Annotated in this window: 13 protein-coding genes; 4 read left to right on the forward strand and 9 right to left on the reverse strand. The window is 62.4% G+C overall.

Translation table 11 applies throughout. The features are described from left to right. Positions 1-2 precede the first annotated feature (2 nt). From ABIB90_RS07085 to ABIB90_RS07095, 3 genes are all read right to left on the reverse strand, one after another. Complete coding sequence (locus ABIB90_RS07085) at positions 3-983, reverse strand: hypothetical protein (protein ID WP_354200527.1); 981 nt, start codon at positions 981-983, stop codon at positions 3-5. After that, the gene (locus ABIB90_RS07090; RefSeq protein WP_354200528.1) at positions 980-2,962 is read right to left on the reverse strand and encodes a TIR domain-containing protein; all 1,983 of its coding nucleotides are present in this window, start codon (positions 2,960-2,962) and stop codon (positions 980-982) included. Before ABIB90_RS07090 ends, ABIB90_RS07085 begins: the two co-directional genes overlap by 4 nt. A 209-nt stretch (positions 2,963-3,171) precedes the next feature. Beyond that, positions 3,172-3,396 (reverse strand): DUF433 domain-containing protein, encoded by a 225-nt coding sequence (locus ABIB90_RS07095; protein WP_007599426.1) that lies wholly within the window; start codon positions 3,394-3,396, stop codon positions 3,172-3,174. Between the two features lie 149 nt (positions 3,397-3,545). Between ABIB90_RS07095 and tldD the strand changes: the two genes are divergently transcribed. The 3 genes from tldD to ABIB90_RS07110 are packed head-to-tail and all read left to right on the forward strand — an operon-like array spanning position 3,546 to position 6,367. Beyond that, positions 3,546-4,973 carry a metalloprotease TldD gene (gene tldD, locus ABIB90_RS07100; RefSeq protein WP_219684757.1) on the forward strand — a complete coding sequence of 476 codons (1,428 nt, stop codon included), beginning with the start codon at positions 3,546-3,548 and terminating at the stop codon, positions 4,971-4,973. Continuing rightward, complete coding sequence (gene lepB, locus ABIB90_RS07105) at positions 4,970-5,746, forward strand: signal peptidase I (RefSeq protein WP_007599422.1); 777 nt, start codon at positions 4,970-4,972, stop codon at positions 5,744-5,746. The genes tldD and lepB overlap by 4 nt, the downstream gene beginning before the upstream one ends. Positions 5,747-5,800: 54 nt before the next feature. Then, positions 5,801-6,367 (forward strand): nucleotidyltransferase family protein, encoded by a 567-nt coding sequence (locus ABIB90_RS07110; RefSeq protein WP_354200648.1) that lies wholly within the window; start codon positions 5,801-5,803, stop codon positions 6,365-6,367. Between the two features lies 1 nt (position 6,368). On the opposite strand, the gene ABIB90_RS07115 is transcribed toward ABIB90_RS07110, so the two are convergent. The 3 genes from ABIB90_RS07115 to ABIB90_RS07125 form a co-directional block, all read right to left on the reverse strand. Beyond that, the gene (locus ABIB90_RS07115) at positions 6,369-6,941 is read right to left on the reverse strand and encodes a PAN domain-containing protein (protein ID WP_354200529.1); all 573 of its coding nucleotides are present in this window, start codon (positions 6,939-6,941) and stop codon (positions 6,369-6,371) included. A gap of 112 nt (positions 6,942-7,053) precedes the next feature. Further along, a complete protein-coding gene (locus ABIB90_RS07120; RefSeq protein WP_007605054.1) occupies positions 7,054-8,424 on the reverse strand; it encodes a glutamate--cysteine ligase in 1,371 nt (456 codons plus the stop codon). A 99-nt stretch (positions 8,425-8,523) separates the two neighbouring features. Next, entirely contained in the window at positions 8,524-9,018 is a 495-nt protein-coding gene (locus ABIB90_RS07125; protein ID WP_007599417.1) for a MarR family winged helix-turn-helix transcriptional regulator, read from the reverse strand. 126 nt (positions 9,019-9,144) lie between these two features. On the opposite strand from ABIB90_RS07125, the gene gstA reads away from it, so the two are divergent. Further along, positions 9,145-9,759 carry a glutathione transferase GstA gene (gene gstA / locus ABIB90_RS07130; RefSeq protein WP_354200530.1) on the forward strand — a complete coding sequence of 205 codons (615 nt, stop codon included), beginning with the start codon at positions 9,145-9,147 and terminating at the stop codon, positions 9,757-9,759. 70 nt (positions 9,760-9,829) lie between these two features. On the opposite strand, the gene ABIB90_RS07135 is transcribed toward gstA, so the two are convergent. From ABIB90_RS07135 to ABIB90_RS07145, 3 genes are all read right to left on the reverse strand, one after another. Then, entirely contained in the window at positions 9,830-12,043 is a 2,214-nt protein-coding gene (locus ABIB90_RS07135) for an FAD-dependent oxidoreductase (RefSeq protein WP_354200531.1), read from the reverse strand. 19 nt (positions 12,044-12,062) lie between these two features. Beyond that, on the reverse strand, positions 12,063-13,271 hold the full coding sequence (locus ABIB90_RS07140; RefSeq protein ID WP_219684760.1) for an acetyl-CoA C-acetyltransferase: 1,209 nt from the start codon (positions 13,269-13,271) through the stop codon (positions 12,063-12,065). A gap of 69 nt (positions 13,272-13,340) precedes the next feature. Then, entirely contained in the window at positions 13,341-15,131 is a 1,791-nt protein-coding gene (locus tag ABIB90_RS07145; protein ID WP_354200532.1) for an acyl-CoA dehydrogenase C-terminal domain-containing protein, read from the reverse strand. Positions 15,132-15,156 lie beyond the last annotated feature (25 nt).

The following is a 15,156-nucleotide window of genomic DNA, read 5'->3' on the forward strand; positions in this document are numbered from 1 at the left end:
ATTCATCCCGCGGTGGGGAGTTCCGAGCGAAGTTGATCAATCAGCGAAGACACTTTGGCCTCCCACGGGAGCATCTGCCCCTGTGCACGACTCTGCTCAGGCAAGGGCGGCAACTCGGCGCCTAGAGTTCTAAGGATCTCCTCCGCCGCATCAAGATGACAACGTGCGACGTAAGCATCCCACTCTTTACCGAAACTATACACCGCAGCCGCGTTTTCGATCGCCCTTTTCTCCTCCCCCAGCACCTGCCACAGCTCAGCCATCGCCAAACTGCACCGCACGCTAGTACTCTCGATTTCGTTTGCTTGGTTCATCGCATCAAATTCCTCGCCAGCCAGAATTCTGGCTAAGATGAGACGAGATTCACAGTATGAGCTACCAAGCCCGTTTTCCTTGTACATCGCTAGCGCGCGAGAAAAGTGCTCAGCTGCGCAATGAGGCTCCTTGCGCGTGAGATGCCATTCTCCACGAATTTCGTGCAGGAAATTGACCATGCGACGATTGCCCCCCCGCTTAGCTAATTCCTCCGCGCTCAATATCGCGTCCTCGGTCAGCTTCCCGCGATACAGCAGATCGCGAGCTCGCTCGCCCTCCGCATCGCCGGGCCTATAGTTACCCGGAGTCCAATCCCGGCCAAGAGCTTCAATTTCGGTCCACAGGGCGTCAGCTAATGCCCAGTCACTCCCAAGTACAGATAAGGCGTATTCCCTGAGCTTCGAAATAAAGAGCAACTCCGGATCTCGCGAAACCTTCGCGAGATTGAGACTGAGCGAACGAAGCCTCAGGCTGTCGGCCATTCTGACCCCATCGGCGAGCGCATTAGCGAAGCCGTAGATCGAGACGTAGAGGCAGTTGATCATTCGCTTTTCAAGGCTAAGGCGGATAGCCCGTTCAAAAAGGTCTTGGGCACGCTCTTGAGAAATTGGCGAGATCGATGCAGCTGCGAGATTTGTGATGTACCAGCGCTCCTCCGGTTCATTCAATGATGGTCGCGATCCAGTCCATCGGGAAAGAAGCCGTCGGCTAACGCAATCAGTTCGGCGATCGCACCAAGATTGAAATATAGAGCATTGGCGAGGTCTCCTTGTAAGGCGTAGAAGCCTTCAGAATATCGCCGCATTCTCAGGAACGTACTCACAATTTGGATGCCGTCAGCAACCTCTTCGAGAGTGTCGGCGTTCACCCACGGATCGTGCTGACGTCGAGTAAAATAATCGACGATACCTTGACCAAGCCGATCCGTTTCCTGTTTTTCAATTCGACCAGCTGCAACACTGCGAACGACAGGGTGCAGGTCATATCGCTTCTCTGTGGCGTCATACTGCAGCAGCCCGCGTTTCTCGAGGTCGCGAAGCGTCGTATTAAGGTCACGCGAACTAGAGCGCTGCTGAGCAATTATTTCCGCATCATTCGGCTGGCCCACGGGGATGGCATCTTCGCGGGTCTGACTCAGAGCCCCTAAAGTCTGGAAATCGACAGCTCCTTGCAAAATTGAGAGAAGATGCAGCAGTTGGCTACCATTCGAATCCAAAGCATCGATAGCTGCCAGCAAAATATGATTCTGGCGCTTCACAAGGCCAAGCTCACCTAGCTTGAGCGCCATCCCACCATTGAAATCGCGGACCCAATGATCAAAATTGCCTCGGTCATAAGGATAATCGCTGACTAGACCTGCGAGCACCCCCACAACAAGTGGATGACAATCACAGTTGTGTTGGAGATAAGCACGAATTTCCCTCGAATTGCCTGTAACTCCGCATCGCCTAAACAGAGCCTCCGCATCAACCGGGCGGAGGCCCGGCAATATCTCCCGACGCACGCCCGGCACAGCCATGTGCGACGAATTGATCAAGATTCGCGGCGTTAATCTTGAGGACACCAGAATTTTCGATGGTGCTGCCGCCGCCAACCGGCGTAGTAGCTCGCCATCTTCGGGGCGTATTGCGGCAGAAGGATCTCGGTGTGCTAGTTGATCAACTTCTGAGCCAACATCGGAGTCCGGTGCCTGTGCGGCATCATGCCGATGATAGGCGACAAGAATGCGCTCAAGTCCGTCTAACACTAAGAGCCACGGATGCTGCTGCAACTCTCCGACAAGATATTCGCTGAGTGTCGCCGGCCCCAACTTTCTAAACTCTCCGATTGGCCTCTGCGTCATGTAGGCGAGCACTTGGCAGCAAAAATCCGCCATGACTGCTCCCTTCTCGTAGAACGAGTACCAGAACAAACCCGCCCAATCGGGTCTCGCTGTTTGCGCGTGTTTCGTTGTCCACTCCCAAGTGAGCATGCTTTTTCCTGATCCTCCGATGGCTTCGAGAAGCAACATTGGATTCGGGTCAGCCGCCGCGCACCAATCAGAAAGTGTCTGCAGTTCTGATTCTCGCCCGACGAAATCGTGCGAGCCGAGATATCTTGGCACAGCAGCCAAAAGTGGTGGTCGAGGTAAGTTCAAATTTGGAGCGTCGTGACCGAGTGCGTCCAATACAGACGGACCAGTCCCAGGGAATGCATGATGATTTGTTGAAGACTGCGGCTCACGCGGGAACGGAATTGGCTGAGACGGCTTTGATGCTGGTGTCAGAAAACTCGCAAGCTTTGACCTCGCCGCTGCCTCGCCCAAGCCATGCAGATCACAGCGCTTCAGCGGTGCGAACAGAGTGGGCGGCTCGCAGGATTCAACAAAGATCGGTATCAGGAAGCCCGGCCGGGCTGTGGTTGCGGCCCAATGAGCCGCGCGGCGCTCCCAGCTTGAATAAGGGGCGTCGAGATAGGCAGCGCTCACCACACATAGAACGTGATCGGCGCTGTGATGTCTTTCCTCCATCCATTGAGAAATATCGCCTCCGGCGGAGATTTCCCATTCATGAAGCCGTGGAATATGTCCCAGCTTCTCAAGTTCCTGCCCTATCCAGAAGGCCCATTCGCGGTCCTTAGACGTATAACTGACAAAGATGTCGGCCACATCCGCTCCCAGAAACTGACCTTACTCGCCATCCCAAACCTCTCAGGATTCGCGATGGCAGAATATCTTGTCGCCGACTGTACACGCAAAATAAGAATCGCTTGCGCACCGCAACCAATTTTAGGCCATCTTGCCAAAAGAGAGCACAAAGGGGACGAATTCACTGGCCTGGTAGCTCTGCAAAACTGAGGTTCTGATCGAACAGCGCCTCATATCGGTGCGGTCACCAATCGCCTCTCGCGGTCGGCGGCATAGGCCAGGCAAGCGCGGATATCGTCCTCGGTCAGTTCGGGGAAGTCGTCGAGGATTTGAGCGTGGGTCTGGCCAGCAGCCAGCCAGCCGAGCACATCTGCCACAGCGATCCGCATGTGGCGGATGCAGGGTCGCCCACCGCGTTTGCCAGGTTCAATCGAGATGATATCTCGGTAATTCATGAAACTAGCATAGCACCGATCGGCATCCGCGTCAGGGCCCCTTACTCCCGTGCCAATCCTATCGTTTCCGTAATGTGACGGCCAAGCCCCTCGCGGAACTGCCGGGAAACCATTATCTTGCCTCACATCCCCCGATAATGGACGGACGCATGACCAACCCTGCCACAACCTCCCTGCTCGACCGCGCCAATCTCGACCGCGATCAGGTTCGCAACGAGCTCGCGCGCGGGCTTGCCGGTGCCGACGACGGCGAATTGTTCCTGGAATACAGCCAGACCGAAGCGCTGATGTTCGACAATGGGCGGCTGAAGCAGGCGACCTACGACACCTCGCAGGGTTTTGGCCTGCGCGCCGTCAAGGACGACGCGGTCGGCTACGCGCATTCCTCCGACGTCTCGCTGCCGGCGCTGATTCGCGCCGCGGACGCGGTAGCGGCCGTGCGCGGTGGTTATTCCGGCAACTTCGCCGCGCCTCCAGCACATACCAACGTGCGGCTTTACAGTGACGACAATCCGCTCGATGCCCCCGGCTTCGAGACCAAGGTCAAGCTGCTCGCCGAGATCGACGCCTATCTGCGCGACAAGGATCCGCGGGTGCGGCAGGTCAGCGTCAGCCTGGGCGCGACCTGGCAGGTGGTCGAGATCCTGCGGCCCGACGGCGAGAGCTATCGCGACATCCGCCCGCTCGTGCGCGTCAACGTCTCCGTCGTCGCCGGTCAGGGCGACCGCCAGGAGAGCGGCAGCAAAGGTTATGGCGGCCGCGCCGGCTACGCCGAATTCATCGAAGCTAAGTCCTGGCGCGACGCCGCCGACGGCGCGCTGCGCGAGGCCCTCGTCAATCTGGAATCGATTCCCGCCCCCGCCGGCGAGATGGATGTCGTGCTCGGGGCCGGCTGGCCCGGCGTAATGCTGCATGAGGCGGTCGGCCATGGCCTCGAAGGCGACTTCAATCGCAAGAAGACGTCGGCGTTTGCCGGCCTGATGGGCCAGCAGGTCGCGGCCAAGGGCGTCACCGTGGTCGACGACGGCACCATTGCCTCGCGCCGCGGCTCGCTGTCGATCGACGACGAGGGCACGCCGACCAACCGCACCGTGCTGATCGAGGACGGCGTCCTGGTCGGCTACATGCAGGACCGCCAGAACGCGCGCCTGATGAATATGAAGCCGACCGGCAACGGGCGCCGCCAAGGCTATGCCCATGTGCCGATGCCGCGCATGACCAACACCTACATGCTCGCGGGCGACCGCGATCCGGCCGAGATCCTCGCGTCGGTGAAGAACGGCGTCTTCGCCGCGAATTTCGGCGGCGGTCAGGTCGACATCACCTCGGGCAAATACGTGTTTCAATGCACCGAGGCCTACAAGATCGAGAACGGCAAGATCGGTGCGCCCTTGAAGGGCGCCATGCTGATCGGCAACGGGCCGACCGACCTGCATCGCATCCGCATGATCGGCAACGACCTCGCGCTGGATACCGGCATCGGCACCTGCGGCAAGAACGGTCAGGGCGTGCCGGTCGGCGTCGGCCAGCCGTCGCTGTTGATGGAACGCATTACGGTGGGTGGAACAGGCGGATGAGCGTCGAGAAGATAACTGTCACCACCAAGCGGAAGGGCAGCGGCTGGGCAGGCCAGCTCGTGCAGCTCGCGGGCATCGTCGCGGCGGTGTTCATCGCCAAGGGTGCGCTGGCCGAGCCGTTCTACGTGCCGTCGGGCTCGATGGAGCCGACGCTGTTGATCGGCGACGCCTTGATCGCCTCGAAATTCCCCTACGGCTACGGCACCTCGTCGCTGCCGATCCAGATCAACCTGCCCGAGAGCGGTCGCGTCTTCGCGGAGACGCCGAAGCAGGGCGACGTCGTGGTCTTCCGCTGGCCCGGCGACCGCTCGCAGGCCTGGGTCAAGCGCGTCGTGGGCCTGCCCGGCGACCGCATCCAGCTGCGCCAGGGCCAGCTCTTCGTCAATGACCGCCCCGCCGAGCTGAAGCCGGACGGCGTTGGCGCCGCCGAGGACGACAATGGCGGCAGCGAACCCGCCTATCGCTATGTCGAGACGCTGCCGAATGGCGTCTCGCACCTGATCTTCAAGATGCGCGACAACGGTCCGCTCGACAACACGCAGGAGGTGACGGTGCCGGCGGGCCATCTCTTCGTGCTCGGCGACAACCGCGACAACTCCGCCGACAGCCGCGTGCCCCTGCGCTCCGGCGGCGTCGGCATGTTGCCGATCGACAATCTGGTCGGCCGCGCGGATGCCGTGCTCGGATCCTGGGATCTCGGCATCCGGGGCCAGCCGGTGTGGACCTGGCTGTCCGGATTTCGCATGGCGCGGTTTTTCACCGCCGTGCATTGAAGGCAGGAACGTCCTCACCTCTCTCCTGCATGCGGGAGAGGGAGTGCAACAGTGATGATCCGCGACGAATTTCTGGCTCTCGCCCTGCGAAATCCGTTGAACGCAGCGATCCTCGATGAAATTCATCGCCTCGCGCTGCCGGATGCGTGGCTCGTCGCGGGCTGCCTGGTTCAGACGGTATGGAACGTGCTCACGGGCCGCCCGATCGATCACGGCATCGCCGATTACGACGTGTTCTATTTCGATTCCGACACCTCATGGGAGGCGGAAGATGCGGTGATCCGCAAGCTGCACGCGCAGCTCGCGCATCTCGGCCCCAAGGTCGAAATCCGCAACCAGGCACGCGTACACCTTTGGTATCCCGGCAAGCACGGTCTGCCCTATCCACCCTTGATGCGCGCGACCGACGGTATCGACCGCTTCCTCACGGAGAATACGCAGGTGGGCATCCGCCCTGCCGGAGGGGATTTCGAGGTCTACGCGCCTCACGGATTCGACGACGTCGCGAAGCTGATCGTGCGACCCAATCGGGCGCCGAATTTTTCCGCCGCCAATTACGCGGCGAAGGCGGCACGCTGGAAGACGCTGTGGCCCGAGATCACGGTGATCGCGGCAGAGTGAGCTACCGCACCACGCCCGACGTGAATCCCGCCTTCCGCCGCGGCGGTTTGATTTCCTTTTTCAGGAAGCAGCGCGCTTCGCGTCCGGTGTAGCCGGGGCGGGCATAGGTGAAGGCGCGGCATTTGTTGTCGGCGGTGCAGGCGGCCTTGCAGGCTTCTTCGCCTTCGCCGTCCTTCATCTCGAAATTGCGCAAATCGCCGCCGGGGCGGTCGATCGAGGTCTCCACGCCTTCGACGCGTGGCTCGATCACGCCGGCGCCCCGCACACCGGAGATGCAGCAGCTTCCCGGCACGCGCGCAGGCACCGTGTTCTTCAGCCAGCACACGGCCGAGCCGCCTTCGACGTCCGGATAGCTGAAGCTCCACGAGCGGCACCGGCGGTCGCGCTCGCACAGCAGCGCGCAATCCTCCGGATCGCCCGACGTGACCGGGGTGCTGAAATAGTCTCCGCCGGGCCGGTCGAACGCCGTCTGGGCGCGCGCAGGCCAGCTCGAAAACGCGAGCGAAAGCAGCGCGGCGCAGGCCGCGACGCTTGCCAGGACGCGTGCCATGACGGCCAGGCGGCCCTTCCCCATCGGAACAGCTTTCGAGTTATTGACGACGCTCGGGTTTTTCAGCCGGCCATTTGATCGCCGCAAACCTGTACGGGCGATGAACGGCTCAGCTCCCGACCGCTCGTCTTGTGTCCTAGAACGCGTATTCCGCGTAGGCTGGTTCCACCGAGCCGTTCCAAGGACCCTTGAACTTGTCGAGCATCTCCTCAGCCGGCGTGCGGCCGGAATCGATGATGCGATCGAGCGGCTCCAGATGCCTGGTCTCGTCGCGGCCGAGCTGGTCGATCCGGCCGCGCCGGCGCAAGCCGGCATGTGCCAGAACGAGGCATTCCTTGGCGATCTCGAACAGATAGCGGTCCTTGATCCGCGACTTGAAGCCGAAGCGCGGCACGTCGTCGCGCAGGGCCTGACGCTCATGCGCGCTCCAGTGCTTCACAAGGTCCCAGGCGGCATCCAGCGAGACATCGTCGTAGAGCAGCCCGGCCCAGAACGCTGATAGCGCCGGCAGACGGCCCCACGGGCCACCATCGGAGCCGCGCATCTCGAGATAGCGCTTGAGCCGCACCTCCGGGAAAATCGTCGAAAGATGGTTGGCCCAATCCGACAACGTCGGACGTTCCCCGGGCAGATTGTTGTTGCGGCCATCGAAGAAGGCGCGGAACGAGGAGCCGGAGACGTCGATGTAATCCTCGTCGCGCTTGACGAAATACATGGGCACGTCGAGCGCGTAATCGACATAGCGCTCGAAGCCCATGCCGTCCTCGAATGCCCACGGCATCATGCCGGCGCGCGCATTGTCGGTGTCGCGCCAGATCTCGGACCGGAAGGAGAGAAAGCCGTTCGGCTTGCCCTCGGTAAACGGGGAGTTGGCGAACAAGGCGGTTGCGACCGGCTGGAGCGCGAGCGAAACACGCAGCTTCTTGACCATGTCGGCTTCGGAGGAGAAGTCGAGATTGGTCTGTACCGTGCAGGTCCGGTACATCATGTCGAGGCCGTACTGGCCGACCTTCGGCATGTAATTGGTCATGATCTTGTAGCGGCCCTTGGGCATCACCGGGATGTCGGCGCGCGACCAGGACGGCGTCATGCCGAGCCCGAGGAAGCCGATGCCGAGCGGCGTTGCGATCTCGCGCACCTGCGCCAGATGCGCCATCAGCTCACTCTGGGTCTGGTGCACGTTTTCGACCGGAGCGCCCGAAAGCTCGAACTGCCCACCGGGCTCCAGCGAAATCGCGCCGCCGCCGGTGACGTCGTAGAGGCCGATGATGTTTCCCTTCTCCATGATCGGCTCCCAGCCGAGCAGGAGCTTCATGCCTTCGAGCAGCGCGCCGATACCGCGCGGGCCCTCATAGGGCACCGGGCGGTGGCCTTCGAGCGTGAACGGCGTCTTCTCATGCTCGGTGCCCATGCGGAATTCGGACGGGTCCTTGCAGCCTTCCTCGAACCACTTGACGAGTTCGTCACGCGATTGCAACGGCGTCATATCGATCTGGTCTCGCGCCATATCAGACTCTAATCAAAAGCGCTTCGATCGAACGCGCGTGGGTGACAGGGATGGTCCGCGCAGCCACCGGCTGCACGGACGAGCTGGTTTGCCGCGCGATCATCGCAACGGCGTGGTTTCGTTGACGTGGGCAGGCGGCAGTTTCATCTCGCCGCACGAGCAGCCCAGACGGTCGAGCAGACCGCTGAGCTTCACGGCATCCGCATCGGACAGCTTCGAACCGACATATTTCTCGATCGCGGCCGAATAGGCGCCCCACATCCGCTTCTGCAATTCGCGCCCGGCTTCCGTGATCTCCACGAACTGGCCACGCTTGTCGATCTTGCATTCACGTCGCGAGGCGAGGCCTTCGTCGACCAGGCGGTCGATCAGCCGCGATGTCGAATATTGCGGGATCAGCATCTGCCGTTCGAGTTCGACCGGCCGGAGTTCGCCCGAGGGCGCCCGTGACAGTTCGAGCAGCGCGTCATACCATGCCAGCGGTGGGAAGCCGGCCTTCTTCAGGTCCTGCTCGACGCAATTGAGCACACGGCTCTGCACCCGCATCAAGCGGATCCAGGCGGAAGTCGCCTCGGTCGATGGTTTGCGTTTCATGGTCCCGCTCAAGCTCGTCGCCCGTCTCTTACCCTATTCGATGCAGCTGCATCAATCTTGACTATTTCAAGCAGATGCATGTAGTCGTTCTTTCGCCTGAACCAAGCAACAAGAGGAGGAAATTCCATGAAATTGTACTATTCGCCCGGTGCCTGCTCGCTATCCCCCCATATCGCGCTCCTGGAAGCCGGCCTGCCTTATGAACTGGTCAAGGTCGATATCCGGGCCAAGAAGCTCGAAAACGGTGAGGATTATCTGAAGCTGAACCCCAAGGGCCAGGTCCCTGCGCTGGGCCTCGATAGCGGAGAGATCGTGACCGAAGGCCCGGTGATTGTCCAGATGATCGCCGATCAGGCCTCAGCCAAGGCGCTGGCGCCGGCCCACGGCAGCGCCGAGCGCTACAAGCTGCTCGAATGGCTGAACTTCCTCACCTCGGAGGTCCACAAGAGCTTCGGCCCGATGTTCGCGCCGGCGCTGAACGACGAGGCCAAGGCCTTCTTCAAGGACCGCGTCATGGGCAAGCTGAAATACATCGACAGCCAGCTCGCCGGCCGCGACTACCTCATGGGCAAGCAGTTCACGGTGGCCGACGGTTATCTCTTCACGATGCTGACCTGGGCCGACCGGATGAAGTTCGACCTGTCGGCGATGCCGAACCTTGCCGCGTACAAGACCCGCGTCGCGGCGCGGCCGCAGGTGCAGGAAGCGATGAAGAAGGAAGGACTGATTCAGGCTGCCTGAGGCGCCCATGCGAAAGGCCGGATCGAGATCCGGCCTTTCGTAATTTTCGTCCCGGCTACGGTTCAGAGAATCACGCCGCCGCCTTGTTCGGAGCGAAGCGGCCGTAGAAGGTTTCTCCCTTCGCGGCCATCTCCTCGAGGAGTTTCGGCGGGGTAAAGCGCGAGCCGTATTTCGCCTCCAGCTTGTGACAGAGCTCGACGAACTTCTTCGTGCCCATGAAGTCGATATAGGACAGCGTGCCGCCGGTGAACGGCGCGAAGCCGAAGCCGAGGATCGAGCCGACATCCGCCTCGCGCGGATCGGTGATGACGTGGTCCTCCACCGTGCGCGCGGCCTCCACCGCCTGCACCACCAGGAAGCGCTGCTTCAGCTCCTCGACGTCGAGCGTATCAGGATCGAGCTGCTTGGGCTGCAGTGCGGACAGGCCCGGCCAGAGGCTCTTCTGACCCTTGCCCTTCTCGGGGTAGTCGTAAAAACCCTTGCTGTTCTTGCGGCCCAGTCGGCCCTGCTTCTCGACCATTTCCACCATCAGCTTCTTCTGATCGGGATTGATGGCGTTGGGACCGAGGTCGGCTTCCGTCGCCTTCATGATCTTGAGCCCGAGGTCGAGCGCGACCTCGTCCGACAGCGAGAGCGGGCCGACCGGCATGCCGGCCATCTTGGCGCAGTTCTCGATCATCGCGGGCGGCACGCCCTCGAGGAACATCTCGTTGCCTTCGGCGACGTAGCGGCCGACGCAGCGATTGGCGAAGAAGCCGCGGCTGTCGTTGACGACGATCGGCGTCTTGCCGATCTGCCGGACGTAGTCGAGCGCGGTCGCGATCGCGAGATCGCCGGTGTTCTTGCCCTGGATGATCTCGACCAGCATCATCTTCTCGACCGGCGAGAAGAAGTGGATGCCGACGAACCTGCCCTGGTCCTTGAAGGATTCCGCCAGCGAGGTGATCGGAAGCGTCGAGGTGTTGGACGCGAAGATCACGTCCGGCTTCATATGCTCCTGCGCCTTGGCAAAGGTATCAGCCTTGACCTTGCGGTCTTCGAACACGGCCTCGATGACGAGATCGACGTCCTTCAGTGCGGAATAGTCCGCGGTCGGCGTGATGCGCGCGAGCAGGGCTTCTGCGTCGCCGGGCTTGGCGCGGCCCTTCTTGATCTGCTCCTCGATCACCTTTTGCGCATGCGCCTTGCCCTTGTCGGCGCTCTCCTGGTCGCGATCGATCAGGACGACGTCGAGACCGGCACGGGCCGAGACATAGCCGACGCTCGCACCCATGAAGCCGGCGCCGATCACGGCGATCTTCTTCACCTTGGTCGGCGGCACATCCTTCGGACGGCGCGCACCCTTATTGAGCTCCTGCATCGACAGGAACAGGCTGCGGATCATCGCGGCCGCTTCCTTCGAGCGCAGCACCGAGGTGAAGTAGCGCGACTCGACGCGTAGCGCGGCGTCGATCGGCAGCTGCAGACCCTCATAGACGCAGCTCATGATCGCGCGTGCGGCCGGATAATTGTCGTAGGTCTCGCGGCGGTAGATCGCGTTGCCGGCCGGGAACATCATCATGCCGGCCTTGGAGAACACCGGGCCGCCCGGCAGCTTGAAGCCCTTCTCGTCCCAGGGCGCGACGGCCTTGCCGCCGCCCTTGATCCAGTCCTTTGCCGACTTGACGAGGTCGGCGGCGGGAACGATGGCGTGGATCAGATTCAGCGCCTTGGCTTTCTCGACCGTGACCGGATCGCCCTTGAGCAGGATCGTCATCGCGTCCTGCGGCGGCACCAGGCGCGGCACGCGCTGCGTGCCGCCAGCGCCCGGGAAGAGGCCGACCTTGACCTCGGGCAGGCCAAGCCGCGTCTTGGGATTCTCCGCCGCCACGCGATAGTGGCAGCACAGCGTGATCTCGAAACCGCCGCCGAGCGCGAGACCGTTGATCGCCGCCGCCCACGGCTTGCCGGAGGTCTCGATCGAGCGCAGCACCTGCGAGAAGCGCCGGCTCTGCTCGAACAGCATCTGGTTCGCCGCCGTCTCGCCCTGCTCCTTGAAGACCTTTGCGTAGGCCTGGTTCATGCCTTCGAGCATGGAAAGATCGGCACCCGCGCAGAACGCTTCCTTTGCGGAGGTGATGACGACGCCCTTTACCGCGGCATCCGCCGTGGTCGCCTTGACGATCGCGTCGAGCTCGCTGGTGGAGGTCTCGTCGAGCACGTTCATCGAACGGCCCGGGATGTCCCAGGTGACAAGCGCGATGCCGTCGGAATCGGTCTCAACCTTGAAGTTCTTGTAAGCCATGCTGGTTGCTCCCCTACCCTTAGACGCGTTCGATGATGGTGGCAGTGCCCATGCCGCCGCCGATGCACAGCGTCACCAGCGCGGTCGCCTTGTTGGTGCGCTCGAGCTCGTCGAGCACGGTGCCGAGGATCATCGCACCGGTCGCGCCAAGCGGATGGCCGAGCGCGATCGCACCGCCATTGACGTTGATCTTGGCGTTGTCGATGTCGAAGGCCTGGATGTAGCGCAGCACGACGGAAGCGAACGCTTCGTTGAGCTCGAACAGGTCGATGTCCGACTTCTTCATGCCGGAGCGCGCAAACAGCTTTTCGGTGACATCGACCGGGCCCGTCAGCATCATCGCGGGTTCGGAGCCGATATTGGCGAATGCGCGGATTCTTGCACGCGGCTTCAGGCCGTATTTGCTGGCCGCTTCCTTGCTGCCGAGCAGGACAGCGCCGGCGCCATCGACGATGCCCGACGAATTGCCGGCGTGGTGCACGTAATTGACGCGTTCGATTTCCGGATGCGACTGCACCGCGACGCCATCGAAGCCGCCCATCTGTGCCATCATCGTGAACGCCGGCTGCAGCTGCGCCAGTGACTGCATCGTCGTCGAAGGACGCATATGCTCGTCCTTGGCGAGGATCGTGAGGCCGTTGATGTCCTTTACCGGGACGACAGACTTGTCGAAGCGGCCTTCATCCCAGGACTTCGCCGCACGCTGCTGGCTCTGCACCGCATAGGCGTCGACATCGTCGCGCGAGAAGCCGTATTTGGTCGCGATCAGATCGGCCGAGATACCCTGCGGCATGAAATAGGCCGGCACTGCCATCGACGGGTCCATCGGCCAGGCGCCGCCGGAGGCGCCGATGCCGACGCGGCTCATCGATTCGGCGCCGCCGCCGATCACGAGTTCGTGCTGGCCGCTCATCACCTGGGCTGCGGCAAAATTCACGGCATCGAGGCCGGAGGCGCAGAAGCGGCTGATCTGCACGCCCGGCACCGCTTCGCCGAGGCCCGCCTTCAGCGCGGCAAAGCGCGCAATGTCGGAGCCGGCTTCGCCGACCGGATCGACTACGCCGAGAATGACGTCATCGACGGAATCTTCCGGCAGGTTGTTGCGGTCCTTGAGCGCCTTGAGCGGCACGGTCGCGAGCGCGAGCGCGGTGACTTCGTGCAGCGCGCCGTCCGCCTTGCCGCGGCCGCGCGGGGTGCGGACGTGGTCGTAAATATAGGCATCTGCCATGGGAGCCTCCTGATTGCAGTTATTGGTCGCGACCGCCGCGCGGTCGCTATTATTGGTGGGGCAAAATCCTCAGAACGCTTCTGCCGGCAGTTCCATGATGGTGGCGGAGCCGGCCTGGATGCGCGCGAGATTGGCCGCGGTCTCCGGCAGCATCCGCTCCATGAAGAAGCGGCCGGTGACGAGCTTGGTCGAGAGATAGGGCGTCGTCCCGCTCTCGGCAATCTTGGCCTGCGTCACCTTCGCCATCTTCGCCCACATGTAGCCGAGCGCGACGAAACCGAAGAGATTCAGGTAATCGGTCGCGGCGGCTCCGGCATTGTCGGGCTTCGCCATCGCGTTCTGCATCAGCCACGTCGTGGCCTGCTGGAGATGGCCGAGCGAAGCCGAGAGCGGGGTGATGAAGGACTTCATCGCCTCGTCGCCGCCGTTCTCCTTGGCGAAGGCCATGACCTCGCCGAAGAACGCCATGATGGCGCGGCCGCCATCGCGCGGCAGCTTGCGGCCGACGAGGTCGAGCGCCTGGATGCCGTTGGCGCCTTCGTAGATCATGGCGATGCGGGCATCGCGCACGAACTGCTCCATGCCCTGCTCGGCGATGTAGCCGTGGCCGCCATACATCTGCTGCGCCTGCACCGCGTTGGCGAAGCCGTAATCGGTGAGAAAGCCTTTCAGGACGGGCGTCATCAGGCCCATGTGATCGTCGGCGGCCTGGCGGTCCTTGGGATCCTCGGAGCGATGGGCGACGTCGCTCTTCAGCGCGGTCCACATCACGAAGGCGCGCGCGGCCTCGTTGAAGGAGCGGATCGACAGCAGCGTGCGACGCACGTCGGGATGGACGATGATCGGATCGGCCGGCTTGTCCGGCGCCTTGGCACCGGTGAGCGAACGGCCCTGGATGCGATCCCGGGCATAGGCGACCGCGTTCTGATAGGCCACTTCCGACTGTGCGAGACCCTGCACGGCGACGCCGAGGCGGGCCTCGTTCATCATCACGAACATGCCCTGCATGCCCTTGTTCTCTTCGCCGATCAGCCAGCCCACGGCGTTGTCGTAATTCATCACGCAGGTGGAATTGCCGTGAATGCCCATCTTGTGCTCGATCGAGCCGCAGACGACGCCGTTGCGCTGCCCCACCGAACCGTCGGCATTGACCATGAATTTCGGCACCACGAACAGCGACACGCCCTTGATGCCGGCGGGCGCGCCCTCGATACGGGCCAGCACGAGGTGGATGATGTTGGGCGCGAGGTCATGCTCGCCGGCCGAAATGAAGATCTTGGTGCCCGTGATCTTGAAGCTGCCGTCGGCCTGCCGCACCGCCTTGGTGCGGAGCATGCCGAGGTCGGTGCCGCAATGCGGCTCGGTCAGGTTCATGGTGCCGGTCCACTCGCCGGCCACCATCTTCGGCACGTAGGTCTGCTTCTGCTCCGGCGTGCCGTGGACGATCAACGCCGCGGTCGCGCCCATGGTGAGGCCGCCATACATCGAGAACGCCATGTTGGCGGAGATCTGGAATTCGTTGACCGCCTGGGAGAGCGTCACCGGCAGACCCTGGCCGCCGAACTCGGTCGGCGCCGACAGGCCGAGCCAGCCGCCCTCGGCGACCTGCTTGAACGCCTCCTTGAAACCCTTTGGCGTGGTGACGCTGCCGTCATCGGCGCGCTTGCAACCTTCGAGATCGCCGACGCGGTTGAGCGGCTGCAGCACCTCTTCGGCGAGCTTGGCGGCTTCGCCGAGAATGGCTTCACGCACGTCGCTCGACGCATCGGAGAAGCCGGCCAGATTGTCGTAGCGGTCGATCTGGAAGACGTCGTTGAGCAGGAAGTTCACGTCTTCGACGGGGGCTTTGTAGATCGGCATGGTGGTCTCCCGGCAGGCCTTGAAG

The sequence above is a fragment of the Bradyrhizobium sp. JR4.1 genome (assembly GCF_040548605.1).
GTDB lineage: Bacteria > Pseudomonadota > Alphaproteobacteria > Rhizobiales > Xanthobacteraceae > Bradyrhizobium > Bradyrhizobium canariense.